Origin of the sequence: Psychroflexus sp. MES1-P1E (assembly GCF_002836055.1) — a bacterium.
GTDB lineage: Bacteria > Bacteroidota > Bacteroidia > Flavobacteriales > Flavobacteriaceae > Psychroflexus.
The window spans coordinates 16,738-42,407 of sequence record NZ_PJBS01000309.1 but is presented as its reverse complement, the minus strand read 5'-3'; the positions used below and the strand labels follow the sequence as shown (position 1 = coordinate 42,407).

Genomic DNA, 25,670 nt, shown 5'->3' with positions numbered 1-25,670 from the left:
TTATAAGTTTAGTGTCAGTTCTGAGATATCTCTAAAGGCTCTAATGCCTTCTGGTAGTTTAGTATTATTTTCTATAAGTTCAATAGATTTACGACCTAATAGCCAGTATTCACAACGACCATCAGGACAGATATGCTCTTTAAAATCTATTAAATATTGTTCAATATGGTCTGGCTTTACAGTAAGGTAACTCACAAAAATAGTATTTTGATAGAGAGTTGAAAGATACGTTAAATCTTGCATAGGTAAACTCTGACCTAAAAATATGACTTTGTAACCATGTGATAAAATCTCATAGTTTGTATAGTATAAACCAATATCGTGAATTTCTTCATCGGGTAAGAAAAGGACAAAAACTTTATCTGTTTTTGAAGCATTTTCCTTTTGAAGTTTTTCAATATTGATAAAGAGCTTTTGTTTTATAAGATTAGATATAAATTGCTCATGAGCAGGGGTAATCGTACCCGCCTGCCAAAGCGTTCCAGTCTCAATCATTAAAGGGATAAAAACATCTTCATAAATTTCAGAAAATGTTTTATTGATGAGTAAATTCTCATACGTTCTTAAAAATAAAGGCTGATCAAAATTCATCATTGCCACCTTCATTGACTTTAATGCTCGACTGTAATTACTTTTACTGGTCGTAATACTTTGAACAAGATCAGAAATTTCTTCATCGTCAAGTTTTGAGATTCTCGAAATTTTATACCCATTTTCATTTAAAAACGCAATATTCAAAATCTTTTGAAGTCCAGTGACTCCATAATTTCTGATATTGGTTTCTGTGCGTTCAGGCTCTAAAACTCCGTATCTTTTCTCCCACATCCGTATGGTGTGAGCTTTGATACCGCTCAACGATTCTAAATCTTTAATGCTGAAATTTTGTTTAATGTTTCCCATGGTTTTGTATAACAATATCCAAAAATATTAAATATTGATGTACTTTGTTTAAAATTTCAAGTTAAAAGTTAAACAATTTTTCAAAAAACTTAATTTTAGCTCTCTCAGAGCTTCAAATTTATTTATGATTTGTCTAGCCTAAGGCTTAAAACCTACAGCTGGGCTAGGTCTAGTCGGAAAGGATCTTCTTCATTCGTTTTTATTCCTAAAGCTTCATGAACATAATCAAATGTAGAAAGTAATCTAGGTATACCATCAACTAAAGCCACATCATGTTCGAAATGAATACTAGGTAAACCATCTTCAGTTAGTATTGTCCAGCCGTCTGGTAATTGTTTTATACTTTTGGTTCCCATATTGATCATGGGTTCAATAGCGACTGTCATTCCTTCTAGAAACTTCTTACCTCTGCCTCTTTTACCATAGTTAGGCATTTGAGGATCTTCATGCATTGTTTTTCCTAAGCCATGACCAACCAACTCCCTAACGACTCCATAGCCATTCTTTTCAGTGTGTTTTTGGATGGCATAGCCTACATCTCCCACGCGATTTCCACTTACAAACTGTTCTATTCCTTTATAAAGGGATTCTTTAGTAACTCGGATTAATTTTTTTATGTCTTCAGAAACATCACCAACTTCAAAAGTATAGGCATGATCACCATAATATTCATTTTTCAGAGCACCGCAATCAATAGAAATAATATCTCCTTCGTTTAAAGGTTTAGTATTAGGGATACCGTGCACGACTTGAGCATTTGGGCTCATGCAAAGTGTATTTGGAAAGTCATACATGCCTAAAAAACCAGGAATTGCTCCATGATCCCTTATAAATTCTTCTGCAAGATTATCTAAGTGAAGGGTCGTAACACCAGGTTTCACCTCTTTTGCAAGCATTCCTAAGGTTTTTGACACGATTTGTGCACTTTCGTGCATAAGCTTTATCTCCTCTTTTGTCTTTATTATAATCATTTATCTCTTTTAAAAATAGATTCAAAAAAATATTTCTTCTTAGATTTTAATTGTCTTAACTCTTCATCTTCGCCTAATAACTCCCTATATATTGCTCCCCATCCTATAAATCCACCGACATTTCTATCGTCTATAAAAACATCTGCGTTTATTTTTCGGCTAATGTCTTCAGAATAATCTTCTTCAGTATAACTTTTATTAACTGCATAAAATTCAATGCCCTCTTGTCTGCAAAACTCCACGGCTTCCTGAAGGCTCCTTCCACTTCTATAGGTCCATAAAATAAGTGTAAAGCCTTTTTCCTGAAGCCTTTTCAGGGTTTCAAAAGCGAAAAGCTTAGGCTTACCTATAGCAGGGTATTTATCATCTACTATGGTGCCATCAAAATCGATAGCTAGGACTGGTTGTTTGGATGAAATCATAAAACTCAATTAAAAGTCATAGACGTGTTTGTAACTTTGTTTAGACAAAATTTTCAGCAGGTCTTCCTCTAGTGATTCTTGAGCAAATTCAACATATCTGTTTAGTTCTTTACCATTCTCGTCAAGAACAATAATTGTTGGGACATTCATGATATTTAAACTTTTTCGCTCTGCTTCTGAAAGGTTGGGAACTACTTTGTCTCTATCAACGCCTACTAATTTCAAGTTATCCATATCAAAATTAACCTGATCTAAAAGTTTGATCAATTGGGGAAACTCTCTTTGACTGTCGGGGCACCACGTACCCACATAAACCTCTATATGAAAGTTTTCTTTTTTCATTTCGGAAGTAAGTTTTTTTAAAGCTTCAGGATTCGGGGAATATTTTTCATAGGACAGAGTGAACCATTCTTTGTTTTTGGTTGCCTTTAACTCCTCTAAATTAAATTCACCTAACATTAGTTCATAATTTTGAAGGTCTTGTTTCGATTCAGGTGACATAAAACTAGAGAAGATGAATCCTAAAATGATGACACGTAATATATATTTGATATTTTTCATGATAGCAATGAATTTTGAGTCATTAATTCTGGTTTTTCAATATCCATAAGGTCAAGAATTGTAGGAGCAATATCTCCTAATATACCGTCTTTGATGGAGGTTATATCATCATCAACTAAGATGAAAGGAACAGGATTGGTGGTATGTGCTGTATTTGGTGATCCATCTGGATTCATCATAGTTTCACTATTACCATGATCGGCGATAACAATGACTGAGTAGTCTTCTATTTTTGCAGCAGTAACCACGTCTTTTAGACATTCGTCAACCGTTTCACAGGCTTTTACAGCAGCAGCAAAATCTCCTGTGTGACCGACCATGTCTGGATTAGCAAAATTTAAACATATAAAATCTGCGCTTTTTTCAGATATTTCTTTGACGATCTTATCTTTTAATTGGTAGGCACTCATCTCGGGTTGTAAGTCATAAGTAGCTACTTTTGGAGAATTGACCATAATGCGTTTTTCATCTCTAAAGGGTTTTTCTCTGCCTCCGGAAAAGAAAAAGGTAACATGGGGATACTTTTCAGTTTCTGCAGCTCTTATTTGAGATTTTCCAGTATGCTCTAAAACTTCTCCTAAAGTGGCTTTGATGTTGTCTTTTTTGAAAACAACGTTTATATTTTTAAAGGTATCGTCGTATTTTGTCATTGTGACGAAGTACAAGGGAATGGACTTCATGTCATAGTTTTTAAAATCTTCCTGACTTAAGGCTTGAGTCAATTGGCGTCCACGATCTGTCCTGAAGTTGAAAAAGATCACAACATCCCCTTCTTTTATTTTTGCAACAGGTTTATCATTTTTGGTAATAGAAATAGGTTTTATGAATTCATCTGAAACTCCGTCATTATAACTTTTCTGAAGTGCTTCTAAAGGATTTTCAGTAAAGGTTTCAGCCTCCCCCTTAACAATTAAGTCATAAGCCTTTTCGACTCTTTCCCATCGCTTATCCCTATCCATCGCATAGTATCTTCCAATGACAGAGGCTAATTGAGTGTTCGTTTTTTTAAAATGTGGAAGCAAACTTTCTAAAAATCCTTTTCCAGAATGTGGATCGACATCTCTTCCATCTGTAAAGGCATGCACATATTTTTTAGAAATACCAAACTCCTCAGCCGCAGAGACCAAACCTCTTAAATGATCGGTATGTGAATGAACACCTCCATCACTCACAAGACCTAAAAAATGAACGGCTTTATCATTTTTTTTGGCATAATCAAAAGCTTGTTCAAGCGCAGGCTCATTTTTAAGTGTATCATTTTTTACAGCCATATTGATTTTTGCCAAGTCTTGATAAACGACACGCCCAGCTCCAAGATTCATATGTCCCACTTCAGAATTTCCCATTTGTCCTTCAGGTAAACCTACGTGCAGCCCATCTGTTCTCAAAGTAGCATGTGGATACTTCTTATATAAGCTATCCATAAAGGGGGTATTAGCTTTATCTACAGCAGATATTTCTTTAGATGGAGAAATGCCCCAGCCGTCTAATATTGTTAATATGACTTTTTTACCCATTTTGATCTTATTTTTTGCTAAAATAGTAATTATTGATAGATAGTAAGGAGAGTTTAAGATGGCATTAAAATAGTATTGATTCCTAAAGCATAATTTTTAAAGTAAGAGGCTATAAATTCAGGAGTCATCTTCGATTTTCCATCAAAATTCAATTTTTCCCAAGATTTCTGAAAGCTTTCTTTCATTTGGAGGCTAAGAAAATTCTTGGATGACGGGGAGAAGGAGTAATGCCAAGGTTCATATAAAAACCCTTTTCTAGTAGTATCATCGGTATAAACAAGCTCAAATCCAAAATCACTTCCATAGCGCTCCATCCATATCTTTAAATTTGAAAATACTCCGGTCCCGTGGTAGTGTTTTTCCAAGAGAATATCTTCTTCAGGAAGTTGAACAGATTGGTCAATTATATCAATATCCGTACCCCAATGGTGTCGAGAAGTTCCTGGAATGGAGGAGTAGGTCATAATTTCTAAAATGGCTTCAGAACTGGAGTGGGTCTTACTAAGCTGATTATATTTATTCTCCCAAATTTGTTTCTGTTGTGAAAAGCTTCTATAACCGGATACAATCTGAAGATGGATATTATCTTTAAGAGCTGCAGATCGCATTTTCGAAAAGGATTTATAGGTTTCTTTTTCCAATAAAATAGGAGAGGGTTCAAGATGAGAGGTATTTAACCCTAGAACTTGCTCAATGCTTATGTTTTGTAAATTGATAGACGTTTTAAAAAAAGTTTGGAAAGGAAATTGAAGTCCAATTCCAGCCAAGATAGAGCTATACAGGAATCTTTTTCGGTTCATTTTAGATCAAACTTTTTGACATTTTGTAATGAGGTCCAACATCTGGAACAATGAATTCCTTAGAGATAATTTTAAAGCTGAGTTTTGAGTAAAACTCCTCAGCGGAAATTCTGGCATTACACCATAAAACTGGAATCCCTAGAGCTTTAAGTTCGTGTTCAGAAAAATTTACTAGTTGCTTTCCAATACCCTTACCTCTGTACTCTAAATCGACTGCCATTCCTCTCAATTGGTAGTGTTTGGTCTCGGACAATTCATCGGTATTCGCTTCAAATAGACTGAGGATTCCTATACACTTGGAATCTACAAAAGCACCAATATGCATGGTGCTTTTTAGATTATCTCCTTTCCAAATACAAGAGCTTTGAGGTTTACCGAGTCTTAAAACCTTTTGTCTTAATTCTAAGGTCTTTTCAGCAGAGATATATCGCATAGATAACTTCAAAAGTTACGACAATATACCATCAACAATCCCGTAGTCTGAAGATTCCTGAGCGTCCATCCAGTGGTCTCTCTTGAAATCTTTCATTACTTTGTCTAAGTCCTGCCCACAGTTGTCAGCAAGAATCTTTGCACTTAGCTCCTTTATTTTTAAAATTTCTTTGGCTTGGATTTCAATATTAGAAGCCTGGCCTTGAGCACCACCCATGGGTTGATGAATCATTATTTTGGCATGAGGCTGTATAAAACGCTTGCCTTTTTCACCACCAGACATTAAAATAGAACCCATAGAAGCCGCTAAACCACAACAAATTGTAGAAACTGGACTTTTTAATCCTTTCATGGTATCGTAGATAGCAAATCCATCAGTTACATATCCACCTGGGCTGTTAATGTAAAATTGGATTTCATCATTGCTTTCCATATCAAGGTACATCAATCTATCAATAATATGCTTGGCACTTTTGCCGTCAACTTGGCCATTCAAAAACACTTTGCGTTCTTCTAAAAACTTTTTATCTATAAGGTCTTGAACTTTTCCTGATTTATCACTCATAATTTTTTATTTGAAGCGTAAAATTAAAATTATATTTTAAAAGGGACTGCTTTATTTGAAGAGTATTAACTTAAGTTGGTGACTACAAAAACAAAAAAGACCTCGTGCTACAAAGGCCTCTATGAATTTTGAATTGAAAACTAGTCTATTTTAATGATTTTACCATCGGGCATGCTTTGCATAACAGACTCATAACTATTTAAATTAGGATTGTTTTCTGCATATTCTGCAGGGATAATAGCTATCCTAAATGTCTTATTAAAAACATACTCATCTGGTACTGTATCTAAATTTACATTACCATCTAAAAAAATCTTAGCATCAAAGTAAGTATGATTATAGGTATAAACCACCTGATTACCATCATCGAAGAAGAAGCTTTGAGGAAGAGGCGTCCAGACACTCGCAGGACCTGCTCCTTCATCATTAATCACCTCCTCGAGAAGATAAACAAGAACGACATCACTTTCAAAAACTTCTATATCTAAGGGGAATTCAAAAACGGTAGAGTAATTATTTTGAGGTAGAAGGTCTCTGTTAATCTCATAAACGTTACCTAAAAGAACACCTCCATCAAGACCTTGGGGCCCTCTATCCCCTTCACAGGCAATAAGGCTCAATAACACGATCACTAAATAGCTAATTTTCTTCATCTTATTTGTTTTTAAAGTCAATACTTAGTGAATTTACACAATAGCGTTTTCCGGTTTCTGTGGGGCCATCATCAAAAATGTGACCAATGTGGCCGCCGCAATTGGAACATAAAATTTCAATGCGTTGCATCCCAAATTTGCTATCTTTTATATATTCTATAGACCCTTCTACAGAACTGTCGAAGCTCGGCCATCCACAATTACTCTCGAATTTGGACTGGCTATCAAAAAGTAACTCACCACAACCTCTGCACTTGTACTTACCACCTTCAAAGTGAGTATTATACTTACCAGAGTGAGGAGGTTCTGTCCCTTTTTCTCTTAAGACATGGAATTCTTTTTCAGAGAGTTTTTCTTTCCATTGTTCTTCTGATATCTGATTTGAGTTTGCCATATTATTTTTTTTGTTTAGGAATAAATTTTAATGCAACACCGTTTATACAGTGTCTTTTGCCGGTAGTTTCTCTTGGACCATCATCAAAAAGATGTCCAAGGTGTCCTCCGCAATCTCCGCAGAGTAACTCAGATCGTTCATAGCCTAAATTCCTGTCTGAGCTCATCGCTAAACTGCCATCAAAAGCTCGGTCAAAACTCGGCCAACCTGTTCCACTGTCAAATTTGTATTTAGTCTCGTAAAGTTTGTTTCCACAAGCAGCACAAACAAAAGTTCCCGATTCCTTTACGTCATCAAGTGGGCTAGAAAAAGGTCTTTCTGTCCCCGCCTTTCTTAGGATATTAAATTCTTCTTGGGTAAGTTCAGCTTTCCATTCACTTTCCGTTTTTTGGACTTTATAATCTCTGGTTTTTTGTTCTTCTTGCTGAGCTTCAGACTTACAGGAGATCAAACCAAATAACACTGCTATAATCCATAAATTTTTCATCATATTTTTTTTTAAAATTAGAAATTCTAAGACAACATCCATCAACTTTCACAAATCAATCACATTAGAAATTCAATTTTATGATTAGTTTTGATAAAAATTAATACTATGTCTAAGTTCAAATTCTGTACCAGCTTTTTATTGATCCTATTTATTTTTGGTTGTGGTCAAAATCCATTTACGGGTAAAAGTACGTTAGCATTGGTTCCTAATTCGCAAATTATACCAATGTCTTTCCAGCAATACAATCAAGTTTTGGAGGAAAGTAAAGTCATAAAAGAAGGAGATCAAGCTCAAATGATCCAACGTGTAGGATTAAAAATAGCCAATGCCTCTGAGCGTTGGTTAATAGAAAATGGATATCCAAACTATACAGATGATTACAAATGGGAATTTAACCTTATAGACGATGACCAAGTGAATGCATGGGCTATGCCTGGAGGTAAAGTCGCTTTTTATACAGGAATTTTACCAATTGCTGAAAATGAAGCTGGAGTTGCGGCTATTATGGGGCATGAAGTGGCTCACGCTTTAGCCAATCATGGTCAACAGCGTATGAGTGCTGGTCAAATTCAACAAACTGTAGGTGCTGTTGGAACAATCGCCCTAGGTAATCAAGATCAGCAAACCCAGGAGTTGTTTACTACTGCATATGGTATCGGTTCTCAAATTGGGGTCATGCTACCTTTCAGTAGAAATCACGAAACCGAAGCCGATAAGATTGGGATAAAATTGATGGCTATTGCTGGTTATAACCCAGATGAAGCAGCAAAACTATGGAAACGAATGAAAGAATCTTCGGGAGGAGCGGGACCACCTCAATTTTTGAGCACGCACCCGTCTAACGATGAACGAATCAACAATCTTCAAAATTGGTCTGCTGAAGCTAAAGCAGAAGCAGCAAAGTTTGGTGTGACTTCATTTCAAAACTAAATTTTGGAACAGAAAACATTTCCTAAAGGACATAAGAAACTAATTAACGCTTGGGCGTTTTATGATTGGGCAAATTCAGTTTACCCTCTTGTGGTTAGCTCAGCTATTTTTCCAATTTATTATGGGGCGCTTACTATTCTAAAAGATGATGAAGGTCTTGTGATTACCGATACCGTTACATTTCTCGGTTTCGATTTTAATAATGATGTCCTGATAAGTTATGTAACAGCTTTAGCCTTCGTTGTGATCTCTATTATGAGCCCACTTCTGGGGGGGATTTCAGATTATATGGGGAATAAGAAAAACTTCATGAAATTCTTCAATTACCTAGGAGCTACTTCTTGTATAGGATTATTTTGGTTTTCTCTAGAAAACTTATGGTTTGGGCTTTTATGTTATTTTTTTGGACTTATAGGATTTTGGGGAAGCATAGTGTTTTACAATTCTTACTTGCCTGATATCGCTTTTAAGGACCAGCAAGATAAAGCTTCAGCAAAAGGCTATACCCTTGGGTATATGGGTAGCGTTGTCCTTCTGGTTTGCTGCTTAATTTTAATTTTATTTCATAGTAGCTTCGGATTTGTAAGCGAATCGCTTCCTACCCGAATTTCATTTATTTTGACAGGTGTTTGGTGGATTGCTTTCAGTCAATATACCTATGCGTTTTTACCAAAAGGCAATCGTAAGGGGAAGATCAAAACAAAAGATTTACTGCTGAATGGCTTCCGAGAATTAAAAACCACGTACACTAAAATCAAGACTTCTTACGCGGTTGGATCTTACTTAAAGGCCTTCTTTGTTTACAGTACGGCCGTGCAAACTATAATGTTGATCGCCACCTATTTTGGCGTTGGAGAAATCCAATGGCCTAAAGGAGAATCTACCACCGGTCTCATTGTGAGTATACTTCTAATCCAGTTAGTTGCTATAGTTGGTGCTAACGCTGCCTCTCGGCTTGCTGAATCCTACGGTAACATCAACCTACTAATTTGGATTAATACCATTTGGATAGGGATTTGTGTCTATGCGTTCTTTATTACTCAGCCCATGCAGTTTTACATTACTGCCTTTTTTGTTGGCTTGGTGATGGGGGCCATTCAGTCTTTATCAAGATCTACTTTCTCGAAGTATATCCCAGATGATGAAAAAGATACCGCTTCCTTTTTTAGTTTTTATGAAGTGACCGAAAAAGTAGGCATAGTGATAGGAATGTTTTTGTACGGGTTTATAGCTCAAATTACAGGAAGTATAAGAAATGCTATACTTTTTTTGATTTTGTTTTTTATAGGAGGGATTTTTCTTCTTTTTAGATTAAAAGCTCAAACTAAAAAGGCATAAGATGGCATTTATCTGGCACCTTACTATTGTTGAAATGAAAGACAACTTGCTTATAACAGGTACCGTCTTAAAGCATAAAACTTCTATTGATAAACAGCCTAAATCCATTTTGAGGAATTTTTGGAATGTCATAACATCATATCAAAAAAAGCCTTACAAAACCAAACTCATCACTCTTGAAATGGAGTCGAAATCCTTTGATATTATGACCTCAAAGCGAGGCTATTTTTTTGAAATACTTCCTGTCAAAAATTTGAATGATTTTAGACTATACGACCACACCCATAATGAGCTAGCTATTCAGCAGTTTCATCCTGTGTATTTTAAAAATTTAGAAACACCCATCGAGGTGGTTTCTGATATTGATGATACCGTGATACATTCTCACACTGCCTCTGTACTTAAACGAATCTATACCCTTCTTTTTAAGAGACCCAAGCGAAGAAAAAAAGTCTTATTCAGTAATTCTCTTTTAGATTTTCTTAATGAGAACCAACTCAGGATTTTCTACCTTTCTAAAAGTGAGAGTAACTTATTTGGATTGATTACCTCAATTTTCAGATTCAATGAAATTCCAAATGGTGCTTTATTTTTGACCCCCTATCTAAAATTTAAATCTTTATTTAAGCCTAAAAAAGGAAATCATAAACTTCAATTTCTACATCAGTTGCTTACCAATTTACCCGATAAGAATTTTATATTAATAGGAGATGATACCCAAAAGGATATTGATATTTATACTCAAGTTGTCCATGCATTTAGGCCTCAAATTTCAAAGGTTTATATAAGACAAACCGGCTTTTCCATAGATGAGGTTCAGACCAAAAAATGGGAAGCTTTAAAGCAAACAGGAATACCTTGTACTTACTTTCAAGACGAGGATGATATAGATCTTGAAATCGAAAGCCTTAAGCAATTACTCAATTTGTAAACATGGATGTTTTATTAATCGTTAACCCTATCTCTGGGGATAAAAATAAGTCTAGCTTTTTAAAACTTGCTGGTCAAATAATGTCTGAGCACAAACTTGACAGTCACGTTTATAAAACAACTGGGAAAGATGATTTTAAGGAAGTAGAGCAGTTAATTAAGACTAGAAGCCCTCATAAAGTAATTGTCGTTGGAGGAGATGGAACTTTAAATATGTTTTTGGATGTTTTTAAGCTGGAAGGTTCTCTAATTGGCTATATACCTATGGGTTCAGCTAATGGAATGGCTGAAGAATTTGACCTAATCGACTCTCCTAAGCAGCTCTTGGAAAATTATCTAGCTTCAGAAAACTACTTTGAAGTGGATTTGCTCCTATTGAATCAAAAGCATTTGCTGCTTCATCTTGGCGATCTTGGTGCAAATGCAAATTTGGTTGGGAATTATGAAAAAGATAAAAGTCGTGGTCTCTTGACCTACGCTAAGCATTTTTGGTCTGAATTTATAAACCTAAAGGGTTTTGAATTTGAAATTGAAACTGAAGAAAATACCTATGAACGAAAAGGAGTCATGCTAGCCATCTGCAATGGAAGAAAGTTTGGGACTGGCATTCCATTGAATACTATAGGTAAGATGAATGATGGTTTGTTCGAATTGGTTATCGTAAAAGCAGTGGACTTTTCAGACCTTATTAAAGCCACTTATTCGAAATTTGATGAGGACTATGAAATTAAAAATTTTGAAACCATTCAAGCTAAGTCAGCGCAAATAAAACTTCGTAAGCCCAATTTGCTTCAAATTGATGGTGAAATTATTGATCAATTCGATAATATTCAAATTGATATTTTACCCAAAGCTTTGAAATTTATCAAATAAAAAACGCCGATGAATTTTCATCGACGTTTTAAACCTAACTTCTTCTTTTTTATTCCTTTCCTTTTTTAAAGGATTCAAATTCGCTACTTGTATTCTCTCTCGGCCACACATTATTAGCCGTATCTACATCGGCAGTTTCTGCCTTTGGGTCAACAATCATTTTTACGATTTCCTTTTCAGAAAAGATAGCCTTTTTCACTTCAGAATCGTTTTTTCTCCAGACTTGTACTGGATATTTGATAACCTCTGAAGTTCCATCGGCATATTGAAATTCTACAATAATCGGCATCACTAAACCTCCTGGTTTATTGAAAGTCACTTCATAAATATGCTTAGGCTGCTTCATCATATCAATCTCTTGTTGAGTGAAGTTGTCCATAAGGTATTCTCTTAATTTTGGAGCTTGATCTAAAGGATTACCATTTTTCATAGCTGCTTCAAAATCTTCACTATCCTCAGTCAACAGATAAACCGCGTCTTTAGATCTTGGATCTTTTGCTGGATCCTCTATACCATATCTACTAAGTAAAGCTTTACCTTCAGTGGTAGGATTACTTGAGATAAAGTAGTTTTTAACATCCTTGATGCCAATATCTACATAGTCTGTAGTGTAAAACCATCCTCTCCAATACCAATCTAAGTCAACGGCAGAGGCATCTTCCATTGTTCTGAAAAAATCCTCTGGAGTAGGGTGTTTAAACATCCAACGTTGGGCAAAAGTTTTGAAAGAATAATCGAAAAGCTCATGACCCATAACGGTCTCTCTTAAAATATTAAGCGCTGTCGCTGGTTTCCCATAAGCATTATTTCCTAATTGGTACACCTGTTCTGGATTGGTCATGATTGGAGAGATATACTCTTGATTTCCTTTCATGTAATTAACCATTTTAGAAGGCTCACCTCGTCTAGATGGGTATTTTTCGTAGGTTTCTTCGTTTCCAGATAATATAGCAGGGTAGGTTTTTGCAAATTCTTGTTCAGATAAATACTGCATAAAGGTGTTAATACCTTCATCCATCCATCCCCATTGCCTTTCGTCACTGTTGACGATCATAGGAAAAAAGTTGTGTCCAATTTCATGAATAATAACGCTAACCATTCCAAATTTAGTACGATCTGAAATAAATCCGTTTTCATCCGGTCTCCCATAATTCCAACAAATCATTGGATATTCCATCCCTTGGCTTTTTGCATGAACAGAAATTGCTTTATGGTAAGGATAATTAAAGGTATAACTGCTATAAGTTTCTAATGTACTTGCTACTGCAAGGGTCGACCAGTCTTCCCATAAGGGATTACCTTCCTTAGGATAGAGGGAAACAGCCATAACATCTCTATCGCCGACCTTAACAGCCATCATGTCCCAAATAAATTTTCTTGAGGCAGCAAAACCAAAGTCTCTTACCATTTCAGCTTTAAACTCCCAAGTTTTAGTTTCAGTGGCATTCACTTTTTCGTTAGCAACGGCTTCTTCCTCTGTTACAATAACCACAGGTTTGTCGAAAGAGGTTTTTGCTTGTTCATATCGATCGAGCATTGTTTTGCTAAATACTTCTTTTCTATTCTGAAGTTTTCCTGTACCATCCACTATGTGATCTTCTGGAACAGTTATATTCACCTCATAATTACCAAATGGTAAGGCGAATTCTCCACTTCCCCAAAATTGGTAGTTTTGCCATCCTTCTTTGTCATTATAGACGGCCATTCTTGGAAAAAATTGAGCAATAACATAAGCTCTATTATCGTCTTCTTCAAAATATTCATATCCAGAACGTCCACTGTTTATCGTGTGGTTATTAATTAAATAATCCCACTCTATTGAAAATTCAAAAGATTTACCTGGCAGAAGTGGTTCTGGCATTTCTACTCTCATCATTGTGTAATTGATGGTATGAGGTAGAGGTTGGCCATCCTTATGAACTTTTTTGATGTTAAACCCACCATCAAATTCAGCTTTCATGTGAGAGTTCACGAAGCTTGGTGCAGGAGTTACAGGAGCAAATTCACTGCTGTTTCGCTCTTTGGCTGGGCTACCTTTAGCTCTGATATTTTGGTCTAGCATGACCCATAAATACTCTAAGGCATCAGGAGAATTGTTGGTATAAGTAATGGTCTCCTTTCCGTAGAGCATAGTATTCTCATCATCTAAGGTAATGTCCATCTCATAATCTGCAGTATTTTGATAATACTGATGACCTGGAGCACCAGATGCAGTTCTATAGACATTTGGCGTTGCAAATTCATCGTAGAGTTGTCTGAACTTGTTCTGGTTGGTATGTCCTTCTTGCTTTTCTTCAACTTTTTCTTCTTGAGAAAAGCCGGAAAAGGTAATTGATAAAACCGCCAAAAAGAACGGTGCATATTTAATTCTATTCATAATGTACTGTGTTATTATACTTAAATTAAGGTTAGAATGTTAGTGTTCGTTTTGAGAGTTTTTTTTCTAAAATAAAACTTTTTTTAAACTCTCCAGATTTGAAATGAATCATATTTTTTTGTTGCTCAAACAAATCTGTCAAAATTAAATTTTCAATAGTTATTGAGTTAAGCTCATCTATATTTTCAATTTCGATATATAAGTAAACCATGTCCTCTTCATATTTCTTTCCTAAATACTTCAGGGATAAAATTTTACCCACAGACTCTACAAAAAATTTATCTTTAATATACCGTTCGATATAGACTTCAGTTTCTTTGACTTCTAAAGAGGGAATAAGTTTAAAATCTTTTTGATACCGTTTATTGAGAACATCTTCAAAATCATCTGTAAACACTCTAGAAATGATCTGTAGACTTTGTTTTTCAGCAACATAATTTATATCGGTGACGCTAAGATAGAATTCATGGACGTCTGCAGTTGTTGAGATAGAAAGCCAAATAAAAAAAGTCAATAAAACTTTCATTTTTTTAAATTTTTGAGCGAAATATAAGAAATTGCTTTTAGCTTCAACTCATCGATTAATGCTAATGGATCTCCTTTATCCATGATGGAAACTGTATGCTTATCCTCTGCACAATAATACGCAAAGTCTTCTATATAGATTTTAGGAATATTCAAGTCAGTAGTTATTAAACCAGAGGAGACACTCCTTAAGAGTCTATTTTTATCAGTTTTAATATTTGCAATTTCTATACGTTGCTTTATTTTCTTCATTTCTCCATTGAGAGACATGATGAGGAAATCTAAGGAGCTACTTTGAGCAGCGCGTAATTCTCGCTCTACTTTAGCTAATTTTCGAGGAACTCTAAAACCAAACTGTCGCTGGTCAATAAAGTCAGTCTCAACTTGTTTAATGTCTTTGCTTAGGTTACCTGTAAGGTTATATTGTAAGATAGTGACTTCTTCTAATTCGTTGATTTGCATTTCTAGAAAAATAGAAGTGCTAGTTCTCAAATTGTTATCTTCAATATTTAGGGTGTAGGTTTTATGTTGAAGAGAAGTAAATAATATGGAATCGCCTACTTTAGCTCTTATGTTATATTTTCCATCCTTAGTGGACACTTGCCCTATTTCTTGAGTGATATTGATGATGTTGATTTGATAAGTGTCCAAAGAATCTGCATAAATCTGACCCTTCATAAATTTTTCTTGCCCAAAGCTAAGTACGGGTAAGATTAAAAGGAGGTAGAAGTAGATTCTCAAATTAGTCTTGGGATTTAAATTCTTTAGACTTTTGAATCAAAAACTCAATCAAGTCCAATTCATTCCCTTTTTTAAGCATTTTTTTAGTAAGGCCTTTATCTTCGACGTAAAAAATAAACTGATTGATTTTATCTTCATCGATATTAAGATTTTCTTTAAAAAAGGAATCTTTGTACATCTTTCTCACCATAACATCAACATTTTCCGGCAACTTATGGTCTACAGTAACCTCTTTAGATGCTAAAATTGTTCTAAAAATATTAGCGATGTTCAATCCATTTTTTATAAATTGTTGTTCGGTATTAAGACCTTCATTTATAGTTTGAGTTCTTATATTCGGTTGTGTTCCATCGTAATCGTTCAGAATTGATTCTGAACCATCACCAGGCGCTTTAAAGTAAGTTGCATTTACTTTCCTTGCGTCCACCTCAATATTGCCTTCCAGATCATAAGGTGATACGATCACTTCGTCCAAGGTGTTGATTTCATCATTGATTTTGATGGTCAATTTCTTTTTTAGTATGATATTCTTATCTATGACCACTGTAAAATTTTGATATTGAATGGCTTCAAATCTTAAACGATCTCCTAGTCTCACCAAAACTCCAAATTGACCGTATTGATTGGTAACCGTGCCTTTATCTGTATTTTGATTGATGATTTCAATTTGTGAGGCCTCGCCATCAATAGGAACTATAATTTCTCCTGCAACATAAACGCGATCACTAATTTGTGCAGTTAATACTTGTATGAAAACGAGGCAAAGGCTGGTAAAGATTAATTTCATGTGTTATTTTTTCACAATCTACTTAAAAAATCAGATACACAATCTTAATTTTGACACTAATTTTTTTGTTAACTCAGTTTACCACACATTATTCGTTGAAAGCATATGCAAGCAATCATAGCTAGTACATCCACTATTCACGGCAGCTCTTATCTAGAGTATTTACTACCAACTCTTGAGACTCATTTTGCCGATGTTGAAGACATTTTATTTATACCTTTTGCAAGGTCTGGAGGCATTACTCACGATGACTATACTGAAAAGGCTAAAAAGGGCTTAAAGCCCTGTGGTAAACATGTAAGAGGTTTGCATGAATTTAAAGACCCCAAAAAAGCTATTGCTTCTGCTGAAGCTATTTTTGTTGGAGGTGGAAATACATTTTTACTTGTAAAGCAGTTACATGAACTTGGATTGATGGACGTTTTAAGAACTGCAATTGATGCTGGGGCTCCCTATTTAGGGACGAGTGCTGGTAGTAATATATGTGGTCTTACTATGCAAACGACCAACGACATGCCTATTGTTTACCCTCCTTCATTTAAAACTTTGGGCCTTCTTGATTTTAATATTAATGCACATTATAAAGATCCCGATTTAAAATCAACCCATAAAGGGGAAACGCGTGAGACTCGAATTAAGGAATTTCAAAATCTAAATTCTGTAATAGTTGTAGGTTTGCGTGAAGGGAGTTGGTTAAAAGTATCGGATTCTAAAATCACTTTGGAAAATAAATTTTCCGCACGTATTTTTGAACCTGGCCGATTAGCTTACGAAATAGATCCCAATGCTATTTTAAATTTCAATTAGATGGATTATCAAGCTATTTTAGATCGACTTCAGAAAGATTTTATTCCCGATACAGGTATGGGAAATGCAGCGAGTTATATACCAGAATTGTCTAAGGTTGATCCTTTAAAATTCGGGATTTATCTCTACGCTCACGATGGCTCATCCTATGAATTTGGAGATAGCCAAGAAAAATTTTCTATTCAAAGTATTTCAAAAGTCTTCACTCTTACAATAGCTAAAGAATTGCTAGGAAAGGAGCTTTGGAAACGTGTAAACGTTGAACCTTCAGGATCGTCTTTTAATTCTCTTACAGAGTTGGAAAGAGAAAAAGGCATCCCTCGTAATCCTTTTATAAATGCTGGATCTATAGTGGTTGCGGATGCTTTGTTAACTGTTCTGGATAATCCAAAAAAAGACCTTTTGAAATTCGTAAGAAAACTTTGTGGAAGTGAGGACATTCACTTCGATGAGTCTGTTGCCAGAAGTGAAAAAAAGCATGGGTACCGAAACAAAGCTTTGGTTAATTACATGAAATCTCTTGGCAATATTACTAACGACACCGAGGACATACTGGATTTCTATTTTTACCAGTGCTCTTTAGCGATGACTTGCGATCAGCTTTCAAAAGCCTTTATGCTCTATGCCAATGAAGGCAAGCATTTTAGAAGTCAGGAGCAAGTGATAGATCCTCAAAGTGTGAAGCGTATTAATGCGATTATGCAGACCTGTGGATTTTACGATGAAGCAGGAGAATTTAGCTATCGAGTGGGCCTACCAGGGAAAAGTGGAGTTGGAGGCGGCATTGTAGCCGTTCATCCTCAACATTATTCAGTAACAGTTTGGAGTCCTATGCTCAATGATAAAGGAAATTCTGCACTAGGGATGAAGGTGTTGGAAGAGTTAACTACGCTTACAGGATTGTCGATTTTTTAAAATCTTTATCTAAGATTTAAATTTTAATATTTCTTTGTTCAATTGCTTACCAGTATATTTGTGATATGATTCAATTACCTTTATTTATTAGTGGGGCAGAAATAGCTTTTATATTATTTATTTTGATAATGGTTTTTGGTGCGGATAAAATCCCAGAAATGGCTAGGTTTTTTGGTAAAACGATGAAATCCTTTAGACATGCAACGGATGAGATTAAAACTGAAATTACCAAGCAAAAAAAGGAACATAATCTAGATTTCGACATCAAAAAAGAGGTTGAAGAACATACCAAGACTTTAGAGTCTAAAACTTCAAAATTGAAAGATGAGGTTGAAGATGCTATTGGTCCCATCAAACGTCGATTCTAATGGAAATCAATCCTGTAAAATGGGATTGGGAATTAATGGTATTTCTAAATAACCTAAGTCCTGATGTATTAAATCCATTTTGGAGTTTTGTGACTTACACAAAACATTGGATACCCTTTTTAATATTTCTTATGGCACTCTTTTTTTATAAGTCACCGGCTAAGAAAGGCGTTTTAGGTCTGTCAATAGTTTTAGTTTGTGCAGGTTTAACTCATTTAATTACAGATTTCACCAAATTTTTGGTTATGAGAAGCAGGCCAAATACAGTAGAAGCGCTTTCAGAAGTTATTAAAGTTTTGTATGAGCCTTCTCACTCCAGTTTTTTTTCGGGTCATGCTTCCACTTCATTTGCAGCTACCGTCTTTGTATTTTTAAGTCTTAAATCTAAATATAGATACTTAGGTCTAATTTTTATTTGGCCTATTTTATTTTCATCAAGTAGAATTTTTGTTGGAGTTCACTTCCCAAGCGATGTTATAGTTGGAGGGGTTGTGGGGACTATCCTTGCTATTTTGTTTTATGAACTTTACAATTTCCTTCTATACAAATTAGTTCACGTAGGTAATTAATAGAATGCTTAAAATGGCGATTCCAATCCCTATCCAATTCTTGGGACTTATCTTTTCTTTAAAACACACTATTCCTAAAAGCGTCGACAGCAAGACAATCGAAACATTATTAATAATTAAAATACTAGAGCTATCCAGTCCATCGATTCTTAGGGCCAAGATGAAAAAATAGATCGAAAAGTAGTTGGGAATACCCAATAAGAATCCTCCTAAAATATCTTTCCAGTTAAATTTTGCTCTGCCAGAAAGAGCTTTATATCCAAAAACCAGACTTCCAGTAAGGCAGGCAAATAAAAAGGTATTGGCAGAAAACAAGGAGATTTCCGAATCTGGCACATACGTATTTTCCAAAAATTTAATACTGCTTTCTATAAGACCGCTTCCTAGAAAGACCAAAAGCGGAAAAATAAAGAACTTCATATCAATACTTAAACCATCGCGTCGTCTTACCGAGACCAGATAGACAGATACTAATGCCATCAAAATGCCTATAATTTTAAGGAGGCCTAAAGGTTCATCATAATATGCAATTACAAAAAGTACAGGAATGGCAACGCTCATTTTGCTAGCTACAGAAACGACAGACATTCCCCCTTTTTGCGTGGTAATAACCATAAGGTAGAAGACGAGTATAAACATAACACCCAAAGTCATAGAGCCATAAAACCAATCCTTTTGGGGAGTTTCAAGTAGTTCGTCTATAGACAACTGATTTTGTAAACTAAGTCCTAGAATAAAAGCGGTAAAGTAGTTGACTATAAGCGCATTGAGAGTTGTAATTTTATATTTTCCAAAAAGTTTAAAAGCGATATAAATAGCGCTAGATGATAAAATACTAAGGAGAAGAACAATCAAAATAAGTCAGATTTAATAGAGAATAAATCGACGACTTCTTCTTTTCCAGCCTGCAAATGCCAGATATGTAATCCTAGAGTTTTTGCAGATAAAATATGATCCTGAGTATCATCTACAAATAAAGTCTCCTCAGGGGAAAGCTTATTGGTATTGAGAACATATTCAAAAACATCTCTGTTTGGTTTTCGATAATGGATTTCATGAGAGAGATAAAATTGATCAAAACAGGATTTGAACTCTTCATAAATTGGAATGTTTGCTTTTACCCAATCGATATGCAGCGCATTGGTATTACTCAATAAAATAAGAGTATATTTTCCTGAGGCTTGAAGCTGTTTTAAAAATTCCAAACGTTCTGCAGGGAACTCAATTAAAATAGAATTCCAAGCTTTAATAAAAGCGTCTTGCGTTAATCCTGGAAAACAAGTGATATAATGCTGAATAAAATCTGAACTTGAGATCAATCCTTTCTCATAACTAGCATTAACCTTAATTAATTCCTCGCTTAGCTCAGTTGCTCCATGAATTTTCATGTGCTTTAGTGTAGCTGACTTGTCTAGAGTAAGAAATACATCTCCGAAGTCAAAAATAATAGTCTTAATCATTTTGAAAATAATTGAGTTGATCACCTTCTAGCCATTCATTTCTTGTGGCTTTTTGGTCTAGCACGGGTCCTTTAAGGCCGTATTTAATTTCATTTTTCCCGATAAATACTCTAGCTTCATCCCATAGCTTATGATCAATAAAGCTCTGTATAGTCATGGCACCACCCTCTATAATTACAGATTGTAATCCCTTTTCATATAAGCTAGACAAAATTTGTTCAGGTAGATTCCTTTCGAAGTCGAGGGCTTCAAAATTTAAATTGTTTTGACTCGCTTTAGTCAGTTTATGGTCATGGAACACGACAGTAGCCTGGGAGGTGTCGATCAAAGCTAGGGAGCTTGGCAATTTTAAAGCTCTATCGATCACAACACGTGTTGGGTTTTCACCCTCATAATGTCTTACATTCAATTTAGGATTATCCTTGAGTGCAGTTTGTGTCCCTACCAAAATGGCTTGCTCTTCGCTTCTCCATTTGTGTACTAATTGTTGGGAATACGCATTGGTAATCCAAAAGATATTCCCTTTCTGTTGTTCAGTTGGAGCAATAAAACCATGGGTGGTTTCAGCCCATTTTAAAATTACAAAAGGTCTTTGCTTTCTATGAAATGTAAAAAACCGCTTATTTAGCTCTTCGCATTCCTTTTCACATACGCCAACAGTTACACTTCTTTTAGCAGCTAATAATTTTTTGATTCCCATTCCTGCGACCTTGGCAAATGGATCCAGAGTTCCTATAACAATTTTAGGAATTTTCTTTTCGATAATAAGATCACTACAGGGAGGCGTTTTTCCATAGTGACTGCAAGGTTCTAGAGTCACATAAAGGATAGATTTTTTAAGTAAAGACTGGTTTTTAACAGAATTTATGGCTTTTACTTCAGCATGATCATCTCCTGCTTTAATGTGCCATCCCTCACCTATAATGTGGTCATTATACACGATCACACAACCTACCAAAGGATTGGGGTATGTGGTGCCTAGACCATTCGTAGCTAGTTCAAGGCATCTTTTGATGTAAAATTCATTTGTTTTCACGGTGTAAAAATAGAAAAAGACTCATGGATTCAACTTAAAATAATCATCCTTTTTATAAAGATAGTTTTCGCTGTTTTTTCTTTTTGAATTTAAAAGGTTCAGACTTTAATTTTTCAAGATAGAGACACTTAAAATTTTGAAATCTCTTAATTTAGCCTGTAGTTTTAAAACCAGATTGGAAGACCAATTATTTTTTAAAAACAATCACATTCAACTAAAGCAAAACATGACTGATATAACAATTAGACCTATAGAACAAAAAGACAATGCAAAAGTAGCAGAAATGATACGCCATGTCTTGATAGAACAAGGTGTGCCCAAAGTAGGTACAGCTTATGAAGACATAGCTTTAGATCAGCTTTTCGAAACTTATCAGAAAGATAGAGCAGAGTATTTTGTATTTCTGGAAGGAGATGAAATCCTTGGCAGTGCGGGTATAGCTCCTTTAGAAAATGGAGAAAGCACAATCTGTGAACTTCAAAAAATGTATTTCCATCCTGAGGTGAGAGGGAGAGGCTTGGGACAAAAAATGATGCAAGTGTGCTTAAAATTTGCTAAAAAGCATCATTTTAATGAATGCTATATAGAGACTTTAGTTTCCATGGAGCCTGCTCAGAAATTATATAAAAAATCGGGTTTTGATTACATAGAAGAGCGATTAGGAGATACAGGACACTATTCCTGCAAGGTGTTTATGAAGAAAAAATTAGTTTAAAAACAAGCCTAATTAATGAATAAAACAGCCATTATTGTCCACATGGAAAGAAGCCAGGAGCGTTAAATTTTAACTGAAAAATATTTATAAACTTAAAAATTTAAGTTTATACCTACAGAAACAAAAGGTTTTCACTATAAAAACACAGGCTTTAGTGTAGATAAAAATCTTTCAGGGCCCATCGATGGCGATCCCCAAATAGCAGCTTTAGAAGCTATTAATGAATTGTTTTTTTTTGAGACCTTTTAGGAATGCATTTTCACGAGCCATATGTCCGTGTTAATAAGAATTAGCGATGTCCACAGCCGCCAATCCAGCAACAGATCAACTTCTCGTCGATGCTTATTTTAAGAATTAATCTTTTGGAATAGCTTTTAAAATAAGATCCATAATAATTTGTGGACAGCGCATAGGTCGTTTTGTTTTATGGTCAACAAAAACGAGCACTGTTTGACCAAGAGTTAGGATTTCATCGTTTTGATTTCTAATTTCATAATCAAAAATAATCGATGCACTGGGTAATGTATTTAAGAGTGTCTTTACGTTTAGGATATTTCCAAACCTTGCCGGTTTTTTATAATCTATAGTCAATTTAGATAAGGGTAAAAAGATTCCTTTATCTTCCATTTCTTGGTAATGTATTCCCATTTTTCTCAACCAATCTACTCTGGCTTGTTCAAAATAAACAGGGTAGTTGGCATGATGTACAACTCCCATTTGGTCGGTTTCCGCATACCTAACTTCAATGGAAGAAGACGTCGAAATTGGCTTTATTAGTTTACTGTTTTTGCTCAAAATTTATATTTTATGATGTAATTAAGTATAGGTAAAAAAAAAGAGAATTTCAACCCAAATTCGATTTTTTTATTAGAAAATTTGTTCACATATTTGCCGTTCGCAAGAAGACAATAAACTTGCAAAGAATAGAATACTAATTAAGATACCTTAAGTCTAACTATGTCAAAATCAGCAACTTCGGTTTGGGATAACTGCCTAACTTTTGTGAAAGATAATATTTCTGATCAAGCTTATAAAACCTGGTTTCAACCTATAAATGCTGTAAAACTCAATGATAATGCCTTGAGTATTCAAGTACCTTCAAAATTTTTTTACGAGTGGCTAGAAGAGCATTACGTAGATCTTTTAAAAGTTGCTTTGACCAAAGAAATAGGGAAAGGAGCAAAGTTGGTTTACGTGATTCGAATGGAAAATGCTAAAGGTAATAGACAACCTTTTACAGAAAAAATACCAAGTACTCAACGTTCCAATGTTAACTCTCAATCTATAGATTTTCCTTCGCGTCAAAAGAATCCAGAATTAAGAAACCCGTTTGTCATTCCTGGCATTCGGAATTTAAAAATTGATTCTCAATTAAACTCAAATTACAGTTTCGATAATTTTTTGGAGGGAACCTCCAATAGGTTAGCGAGATCTGCAAGTCTTGCCGTGGCGAATAAACCTGGTGGAACTTCTTTTAATCCTTTGCTTATTTTTGGTGGAGTTGGTTTGGGAAAAACCCATTTAGCTCATGCTATAGGATTACAAATCAAAGATAAATTTCCAGATAAAACTGTTCTTTATATTTCTGCGGATAAATTTACGCAACAGCATATCGATGCGGTTTCTAAAAATAACAGAAATGACTTTATCCATTTTTATCAAATTGTAGACGTACTTATTGTAGATGATATCCAATTAATTTCTGGTAAAAAAGGAACTCAGGATGTGTTTTTTCACATTTTTAATCATTTGCATCAAAATGGAAAACAAGTTATTTTAACCAGTGACAAAGCTCCTGTAGATATGCAAGACATTCAGCAGAGACTTCTCTCCAGATTTAAGTGGGGACTCTCAGCAGAACTCGCGCAGCCAGATTTTGAAACGCGTATCAAAATTATAAAGAATAAACTTTATAATGATGGTGTAGAGATGGCCGATGAAATCTTAGATTATGTGGCCTCAAGAATTACCGCCAACATTCGTGAACTAGAGGGGGCAATCATTTCTCTTATCGCACACTCCACGTTTAGCAAAAAAGAAATCACTATCGATCTTGCAGAGCAAATCGTAAAGAATTACGTCAAAAACAACAAGAAACCGATTTCTCTAGATGATATTCAAAATGTAGTTAGTGATTATTTTCATATCGAGATAGAAGAGCTGCAGTCTAAAAGTAGAAAGCGCAACGTTGTTCAAGCTAGGCAAATCGCCATGTACTTTGCTAAAGAAATAACCAAAACTTCGCTTACCAGTATTGGAAGACACATAGGACAAAGAGACCACTCCACGGTCTTGCATTCCTGTAAAATCGTATCCAATCTCCAAGAATCCGATAAGCAATACAGGAAATTCATTCAAGACCTCGAAATTAAATTCAAACAGTTATGATTCGAGTTTTGATGGTATGCTTAGGTAACATTTGCCGATCCCCTCTGGCAGAGGGGATTTTAAAATATAAGCTAGACATGTCCATTTTTGAAATAGACTCTGCAGGGACTTCTGCTTTTCATCAAGGTTCTCTTCCAGACCAACGCTCTATAGAAATGGCTAATAAATACGGGATAGATATTACCAACCAAAAAAGCAGACCCTTTACAAAGAAAGATTTTCAAAGTTTTGATTATATTTATGTCATGGATTCATCCAATTATGAAGATGTTATTAGTATGGCAGACAACAAAGAGGATGAAGATAAAGTCAGTTTAATTCTGAATACTATATATCCAGGCGAAAACCAAAGTGTACCAGATCCTTATCATGATTCCATTAATGGGTTTGAACAGGTGTATCATATGTTGGAAGAATCCTGTTCTGTTATTGCTTCAGAATTAGCATAATTTAATTTTTGATCAATTAATTATAGATGTATGGACAAAACACCTCAAAAAGGTAAACTTTATTTAATTCCTAATAGGCTTGGAGACTTGCCGCCCTTGGAAGTTCTACCTCTCTCTATTCGTAAAGTTATCAGCGAAATTGACCATTATATCGTTGAAAATGAAAAAGTTGCTAGGCATTTTATAAAAAAAGTAGTGCCTTCCAAATCACAACCTAGCCTTGAGTTTAAGTTATTAAATAAATTCACTTCCGATCTTGAAATTCCAAATTTCCTTGATCAATGCGAACAAGGCATCAATATGGGACTGATTTCCGACGCTGGTTGCCCTGGAGTTGCAGATCCTGGAGCTCAAGTGGTAGCTTTGGCTCACCAAAAAAATATCAGAGTGGTTCCTTTGGTAGGTCCATCTTCTATTTTATTGGCCTTGATGTCTAGCGGTCTTAATGGTCAAAACTTCACTTTTCACGGGTATTTACCTATCGACAATCAAGAGAGAAAGCATTTTGTAAAAAAAATTGAAAAGGCATCTATAGACAATAGCCAAGCTCAAATATTTATAGAAACGCCTTACAGGAATAATAAATTACTCATCAGTCTTATTACTACTTTACAGGCTTCCACCAGAATAAGTGTGGCCGTAGATTTGACGCTCTCTACAGAATTTATTAAAACTCAAACCGCGGCAGAATGGAAGAAAACATCTATTGATCTGCACAAGCGGCCAGCGATTTTTACCATTCAAGGCTAACGAAGTG

The 25,670-nt window shown here is 35.1% G+C and carries 31 protein-coding genes; 12 read left to right on the top strand and 19 right to left on the bottom strand.

The features are described from left to right. The 11 genes from CXF67_RS11195 to msrB (CXF67_RS11145) all read right to left on the bottom strand — a co-directional run bounded on the left by CXF67_RS11195 (nucleotide 1) and on the right by msrB (CXF67_RS11145) (nucleotide 7,702). A complete protein-coding gene (locus CXF67_RS11195; RefSeq protein WP_015023248.1) occupies nucleotides 1–900 on the bottom strand; it encodes a MerR family transcriptional regulator in 900 nt (299 codons plus the stop codon). A gap of 152 nt (nucleotides 901–1,052) precedes the next feature. Beyond that, nucleotides 1,053–1,871: a type I methionyl aminopeptidase gene (gene map, locus CXF67_RS11190; protein ID WP_102088828.1), complete on the bottom strand. Its 819-nt coding sequence runs from the start codon at nucleotides 1,869–1,871 to the stop codon at nucleotides 1,053–1,055. Beyond that, on the bottom strand, nucleotides 1,868–2,293 hold the full coding sequence (locus CXF67_RS11185) for a BT0820 family HAD-type phosphatase (protein WP_102088827.1): 426 nt from the start codon (nucleotides 2,291–2,293) through the stop codon (nucleotides 1,868–1,870). The genes map and CXF67_RS11185 overlap by 4 nt, the downstream gene beginning before the upstream one ends. A 9-nt stretch (nucleotides 2,294–2,302) precedes the next feature. After that, nucleotides 2,303–2,854 carry a TlpA family protein disulfide reductase gene (locus CXF67_RS11180; RefSeq protein WP_102088826.1) on the bottom strand — a complete coding sequence of 184 codons (552 nt, stop codon included), beginning with the start codon at nucleotides 2,852–2,854 and terminating at the stop codon, nucleotides 2,303–2,305. Then, nucleotides 2,851–4,371, bottom strand: a complete 1,521-nt coding sequence (gene gpmI / locus CXF67_RS11175) for a 2,3-bisphosphoglycerate-independent phosphoglycerate mutase (protein WP_102088825.1) — start codon at nucleotides 4,369–4,371, stop codon at nucleotides 2,851–2,853. The genes CXF67_RS11180 and gpmI overlap by 4 nt, the downstream gene beginning before the upstream one ends. A gap of 53 nt (nucleotides 4,372–4,424) precedes the next feature. Continuing rightward, nucleotides 4,425–5,171: a M15 family metallopeptidase gene (locus tag CXF67_RS11170; RefSeq protein ID WP_102088824.1), complete on the bottom strand. Its 747-nt coding sequence runs from the start codon at nucleotides 5,169–5,171 to the stop codon at nucleotides 4,425–4,427. A 1-nt stretch (nucleotide 5,172) separates the two neighbouring features. Beyond that, nucleotides 5,173–5,604 (bottom strand): GNAT family N-acetyltransferase, encoded by a 432-nt coding sequence (locus tag CXF67_RS11165; protein ID WP_102088823.1) that lies wholly within the window; start codon nucleotides 5,602–5,604, stop codon nucleotides 5,173–5,175. 15 nt (nucleotides 5,605–5,619) lie between these two features. Then, nucleotides 5,620–6,168, bottom strand: coding sequence for a ClpP family protease (locus tag CXF67_RS11160; RefSeq protein WP_015023241.1), 549 nt, complete (start codon nucleotides 6,166–6,168; stop codon nucleotides 5,620–5,622). 140 nt (nucleotides 6,169–6,308) lie between these two features. Then, complete coding sequence (locus tag CXF67_RS11155; RefSeq protein WP_102088822.1) at nucleotides 6,309–6,821, bottom strand: hypothetical protein; 513 nt, start codon at nucleotides 6,819–6,821, stop codon at nucleotides 6,309–6,311. A 1-nt stretch (nucleotide 6,822) separates the two neighbouring features. Next, nucleotides 6,823–7,215: a peptide-methionine (R)-S-oxide reductase MsrB gene (gene msrB, locus CXF67_RS11150; RefSeq protein ID WP_102088821.1), complete on the bottom strand. Its 393-nt coding sequence runs from the start codon at nucleotides 7,213–7,215 to the stop codon at nucleotides 6,823–6,825. Nucleotide 7,216: 1 nt separating this feature from the next. Beyond that, nucleotides 7,217–7,702, bottom strand: a complete 486-nt coding sequence (msrB, locus tag CXF67_RS11145; RefSeq protein WP_102088854.1) for a peptide-methionine (R)-S-oxide reductase MsrB — start codon at nucleotides 7,700–7,702, stop codon at nucleotides 7,217–7,219. Nucleotides 7,703–7,810: 108 nt separating this feature from the next. On the opposite strand from msrB (CXF67_RS11145), the gene CXF67_RS11140 reads away from it, so the two are divergent. The 4 genes from CXF67_RS11140 to CXF67_RS11125 are packed head-to-tail and all read left to right on the top strand — an operon-like array spanning nucleotide 7,811 to nucleotide 11,776. Next, entirely contained in the window at nucleotides 7,811–8,635 is an 825-nt protein-coding gene (locus tag CXF67_RS11140) for a M48 family metallopeptidase (RefSeq protein WP_102088820.1), read from the top strand. Nucleotides 8,636–8,638: 3 nt separating this feature from the next. Beyond that, nucleotides 8,639–9,973: an MFS transporter gene (locus CXF67_RS11135; protein ID WP_102088819.1), complete on the top strand. Its 1,335-nt coding sequence runs from the start codon at nucleotides 8,639–8,641 to the stop codon at nucleotides 9,971–9,973. Nucleotide 9,974: 1 nt separating this feature from the next. Continuing rightward, on the top strand, nucleotides 9,975–10,904 hold the full coding sequence (locus CXF67_RS11130) for a phosphatase domain-containing protein (RefSeq protein WP_102088818.1): 930 nt from the start codon (nucleotides 9,975–9,977) through the stop codon (nucleotides 10,902–10,904). A gap of 2 nt (nucleotides 10,905–10,906) precedes the next feature. Continuing rightward, nucleotides 10,907–11,776 (top strand): diacylglycerol/lipid kinase family protein, encoded by an 870-nt coding sequence (locus tag CXF67_RS11125; RefSeq protein WP_102088817.1) that lies wholly within the window; start codon nucleotides 10,907–10,909, stop codon nucleotides 11,774–11,776. 49 nt (nucleotides 11,777–11,825) lie between these two features. Here CXF67_RS11125 and CXF67_RS11120 read toward each other — a convergent pair whose 3' ends face one another. The 4 genes from CXF67_RS11120 to CXF67_RS11105 form a co-directional block, all read right to left on the bottom strand. Further along, nucleotides 11,826–14,153 carry a M1 family metallopeptidase gene (locus CXF67_RS11120; protein ID WP_102088816.1) on the bottom strand — a complete coding sequence of 776 codons (2,328 nt, stop codon included), beginning with the start codon at nucleotides 14,151–14,153 and terminating at the stop codon, nucleotides 11,826–11,828. Nucleotides 14,154–14,184: 31 nt separating this feature from the next. Then, on the bottom strand, nucleotides 14,185–14,679 hold the full coding sequence (locus tag CXF67_RS11115) for a DUF6702 family protein (protein ID WP_102088815.1): 495 nt from the start codon (nucleotides 14,677–14,679) through the stop codon (nucleotides 14,185–14,187). Next, nucleotides 14,676–15,356, bottom strand: coding sequence for a hypothetical protein (locus CXF67_RS11110; RefSeq protein WP_257984671.1), 681 nt, complete (start codon nucleotides 15,354–15,356; stop codon nucleotides 14,676–14,678). The genes CXF67_RS11115 and CXF67_RS11110 overlap by 4 nt, the downstream gene beginning before the upstream one ends. Nucleotides 15,357–15,420: 64 nt before the next feature. Next, the gene (locus CXF67_RS11105; protein ID WP_102088813.1) at nucleotides 15,421–16,206 is read right to left on the bottom strand and encodes a hypothetical protein; all 786 of its coding nucleotides are present in this window, start codon (nucleotides 16,204–16,206) and stop codon (nucleotides 15,421–15,423) included. A gap of 105 nt (nucleotides 16,207–16,311) precedes the next feature. On the opposite strand from CXF67_RS11105, the gene pepE reads away from it, so the two are divergent. The 4 genes from pepE (at nucleotide 16,312) to CXF67_RS11085 (ending at nucleotide 18,865) form a co-directional block, all read left to right on the top strand. Further along, nucleotides 16,312–17,013, top strand: a complete 702-nt coding sequence (pepE, locus tag CXF67_RS11100; RefSeq protein WP_102088812.1) for a dipeptidase PepE — start codon at nucleotides 16,312–16,314, stop codon at nucleotides 17,011–17,013. Then, on the top strand, nucleotides 17,014–17,928 hold the full coding sequence (locus CXF67_RS11095) for a glutaminase (protein WP_102088811.1): 915 nt from the start codon (nucleotides 17,014–17,016) through the stop codon (nucleotides 17,926–17,928). Between the two features lie 65 nt (nucleotides 17,929–17,993). Continuing rightward, complete coding sequence (locus CXF67_RS11090) at nucleotides 17,994–18,296, top strand: Sec-independent protein translocase subunit TatA/TatB (protein ID WP_102088810.1); 303 nt, start codon at nucleotides 17,994–17,996, stop codon at nucleotides 18,294–18,296. Continuing rightward, nucleotides 18,296–18,865: a phosphatase PAP2 family protein gene (locus CXF67_RS11085; protein ID WP_102088809.1), complete on the top strand. Its 570-nt coding sequence runs from the start codon at nucleotides 18,296–18,298 to the stop codon at nucleotides 18,863–18,865. Before CXF67_RS11090 ends, CXF67_RS11085 begins: the two co-directional genes overlap by 1 nt. Here CXF67_RS11085 and CXF67_RS11080 read toward each other — a convergent pair. The 3 genes from CXF67_RS11080 to ribD are packed head-to-tail and all read right to left on the bottom strand — an operon-like array spanning nucleotide 18,845 to nucleotide 21,361. Next, nucleotides 18,845–19,720, bottom strand: coding sequence for an EamA family transporter (locus CXF67_RS11080; protein WP_102088808.1), 876 nt, complete (start codon nucleotides 19,718–19,720; stop codon nucleotides 18,845–18,847). The two genes, CXF67_RS11085 and CXF67_RS11080, sit on opposite strands and share 21 nt — an antisense overlap. Continuing rightward, a complete protein-coding gene (locus CXF67_RS11075) occupies nucleotides 19,717–20,325 on the bottom strand; it encodes an HAD family hydrolase (RefSeq protein WP_102088807.1) in 609 nt (202 codons plus the stop codon). Before CXF67_RS11075 ends, CXF67_RS11080 begins: the two co-directional genes overlap by 4 nt. Next, nucleotides 20,318–21,361, bottom strand: a complete 1,044-nt coding sequence (gene ribD / locus CXF67_RS11070; RefSeq protein ID WP_102088806.1) for a bifunctional diaminohydroxyphosphoribosylaminopyrimidine deaminase/5-amino-6-(5-phosphoribosylamino)uracil reductase RibD — start codon at nucleotides 21,359–21,361, stop codon at nucleotides 20,318–20,320. The genes CXF67_RS11075 and ribD overlap by 8 nt, the downstream gene beginning before the upstream one ends. 226 nt (nucleotides 21,362–21,587) lie before the next feature. On the opposite strand from ribD, the gene CXF67_RS11065 reads away from it, so the two are divergent. After that, nucleotides 21,588–22,076, top strand: a complete 489-nt coding sequence (locus tag CXF67_RS11065; RefSeq protein WP_102088853.1) for a GNAT family N-acetyltransferase — start codon at nucleotides 21,588–21,590, stop codon at nucleotides 22,074–22,076. Nucleotides 22,077–22,430: 354 nt separating this feature from the next. On the opposite strand, the gene CXF67_RS11060 is transcribed toward CXF67_RS11065, so the two are convergent. Further along, on the bottom strand, nucleotides 22,431–22,871 hold the full coding sequence (locus tag CXF67_RS11060; protein ID WP_102088805.1) for an acyl-CoA thioesterase: 441 nt from the start codon (nucleotides 22,869–22,871) through the stop codon (nucleotides 22,431–22,433). Between the two features lie 162 nt (nucleotides 22,872–23,033). Here CXF67_RS11060 and dnaA point away from each other — a divergent pair, with 162 nt between their 5' ends. The 3 genes from dnaA to CXF67_RS11045 are packed head-to-tail and all read left to right on the top strand — an operon-like array spanning nucleotide 23,034 to nucleotide 25,663. After that, complete coding sequence (dnaA, locus tag CXF67_RS11055; RefSeq protein WP_102088804.1) at nucleotides 23,034–24,464, top strand: chromosomal replication initiator protein DnaA; 1,431 nt, start codon at nucleotides 23,034–23,036, stop codon at nucleotides 24,462–24,464. Continuing rightward, entirely contained in the window at nucleotides 24,461–24,913 is a 453-nt protein-coding gene (locus tag CXF67_RS11050; RefSeq protein WP_102088803.1) for a low molecular weight protein-tyrosine-phosphatase, read from the top strand. Before dnaA ends, CXF67_RS11050 begins: the two co-directional genes overlap by 4 nt. Nucleotides 24,914–24,943: 30 nt before the next feature. Next, complete coding sequence (locus CXF67_RS11045) at nucleotides 24,944–25,663, top strand: SAM-dependent methyltransferase (protein ID WP_102088802.1); 720 nt, start codon at nucleotides 24,944–24,946, stop codon at nucleotides 25,661–25,663. Nucleotides 25,664–25,670 lie beyond the last annotated feature (7 nt).

Coding starts and splice junctions, on each gene's coding strand:
- CXF67_RS11195 (WP_015023248.1), bottom strand. CDS start 900: ATGGGAAACATTAAACAAAATTTCAGCATTAAAGATTTAGAATCGTTG.
- map (WP_102088828.1), bottom strand. CDS start 1,871: ATGATTATAATAAAGACAAAAGAGGAGATAAAGCTTATGCACGAAAGT.
- CXF67_RS11185 (WP_102088827.1), bottom strand. CDS start 2,293: ATGATTTCATCCAAACAACCAGTCCTAGCTATCGATTTTGATGGCACC.
- CXF67_RS11180 (WP_102088826.1), bottom strand. CDS start 2,854: ATGAAAAATATCAAATATATATTACGTGTCATCATTTTAGGATTCATC.
- gpmI (WP_102088825.1), bottom strand. CDS start 4,371: ATGGGTAAAAAAGTCATATTAACAATATTAGACGGCTGGGGCATTTCT.
- CXF67_RS11170 (WP_102088824.1), bottom strand. CDS start 5,171: ATGAACCGAAAAAGATTCCTGTATAGCTCTATCTTGGCTGGAATTGGA.
- CXF67_RS11165 (WP_102088823.1), bottom strand. CDS start 5,604: ATGCGATATATCTCTGCTGAAAAGACCTTAGAATTAAGACAAAAGGTT.
- CXF67_RS11160 (WP_015023241.1), bottom strand. CDS start 6,168: ATGAGTGATAAATCAGGAAAAGTTCAAGACCTTATAGATAAAAAGTTT.
- CXF67_RS11155 (WP_102088822.1), bottom strand. CDS start 6,821: ATGAAGAAAATTAGCTATTTAGTGATCGTGTTATTGAGCCTTATTGCC.
- msrB (WP_102088821.1), bottom strand. CDS start 7,215: ATGGCAAACTCAAATCAGATATCAGAAGAACAATGGAAAGAAAAACTC.
- msrB (WP_102088854.1), bottom strand. CDS start 7,702: ATGAAAAATTTATGGATTATAGCAGTGTTATTTGGTTTGATCTCCTGT.
- CXF67_RS11140 (WP_102088820.1), top strand. CDS start 7,811: ATGTCTAAGTTCAAATTCTGTACCAGCTTTTTATTGATCCTATTTATT.
- CXF67_RS11130 (WP_102088818.1), top strand. CDS start 9,975: ATGGCATTTATCTGGCACCTTACTATTGTTGAAATGAAAGACAACTTG.
- CXF67_RS11125 (WP_102088817.1), top strand. CDS start 10,907: ATGGATGTTTTATTAATCGTTAACCCTATCTCTGGGGATAAAAATAAG.
- CXF67_RS11120 (WP_102088816.1), bottom strand. CDS start 14,153: ATGAATAGAATTAAATATGCACCGTTCTTTTTGGCGGTTTTATCAATT.
- CXF67_RS11115 (WP_102088815.1), bottom strand. CDS start 14,679: ATGAAAGTTTTATTGACTTTTTTTATTTGGCTTTCTATCTCAACAACT.
- CXF67_RS11110 (WP_257984671.1), bottom strand. CDS start 15,356: ATGAAGGGTCAGATTTATGCAGATTCTTTGGACACTTATCAAATCAAC.
- CXF67_RS11105 (WP_102088813.1), bottom strand. CDS start 16,206: ATGAAATTAATCTTTACCAGCCTTTGCCTCGTTTTCATACAAGTATTA.
- pepE (WP_102088812.1), top strand. CDS start 16,312: ATGCAAGCAATCATAGCTAGTACATCCACTATTCACGGCAGCTCTTAT.
- CXF67_RS11095 (WP_102088811.1), top strand. CDS start 17,014: ATGGATTATCAAGCTATTTTAGATCGACTTCAGAAAGATTTTATTCCC.
- CXF67_RS11090 (WP_102088810.1), top strand. CDS start 17,994: ATGATTCAATTACCTTTATTTATTAGTGGGGCAGAAATAGCTTTTATA.
- CXF67_RS11085 (WP_102088809.1), top strand. CDS start 18,296: ATGGAAATCAATCCTGTAAAATGGGATTGGGAATTAATGGTATTTCTA.
- CXF67_RS11075 (WP_102088807.1), bottom strand. CDS start 20,325: ATGATTAAGACTATTATTTTTGACTTCGGAGATGTATTTCTTACTCTA.
- CXF67_RS11065 (WP_102088853.1), top strand. CDS start 21,588: ATGACTGATATAACAATTAGACCTATAGAACAAAAAGACAATGCAAAA.
- dnaA (WP_102088804.1), top strand. CDS start 23,034: ATGTCAAAATCAGCAACTTCGGTTTGGGATAACTGCCTAACTTTTGTG.
- CXF67_RS11050 (WP_102088803.1), top strand. CDS start 24,461: ATGATTCGAGTTTTGATGGTATGCTTAGGTAACATTTGCCGATCCCCT.
- CXF67_RS11045 (WP_102088802.1), top strand. CDS start 24,944: ATGGACAAAACACCTCAAAAAGGTAAACTTTATTTAATTCCTAATAGG.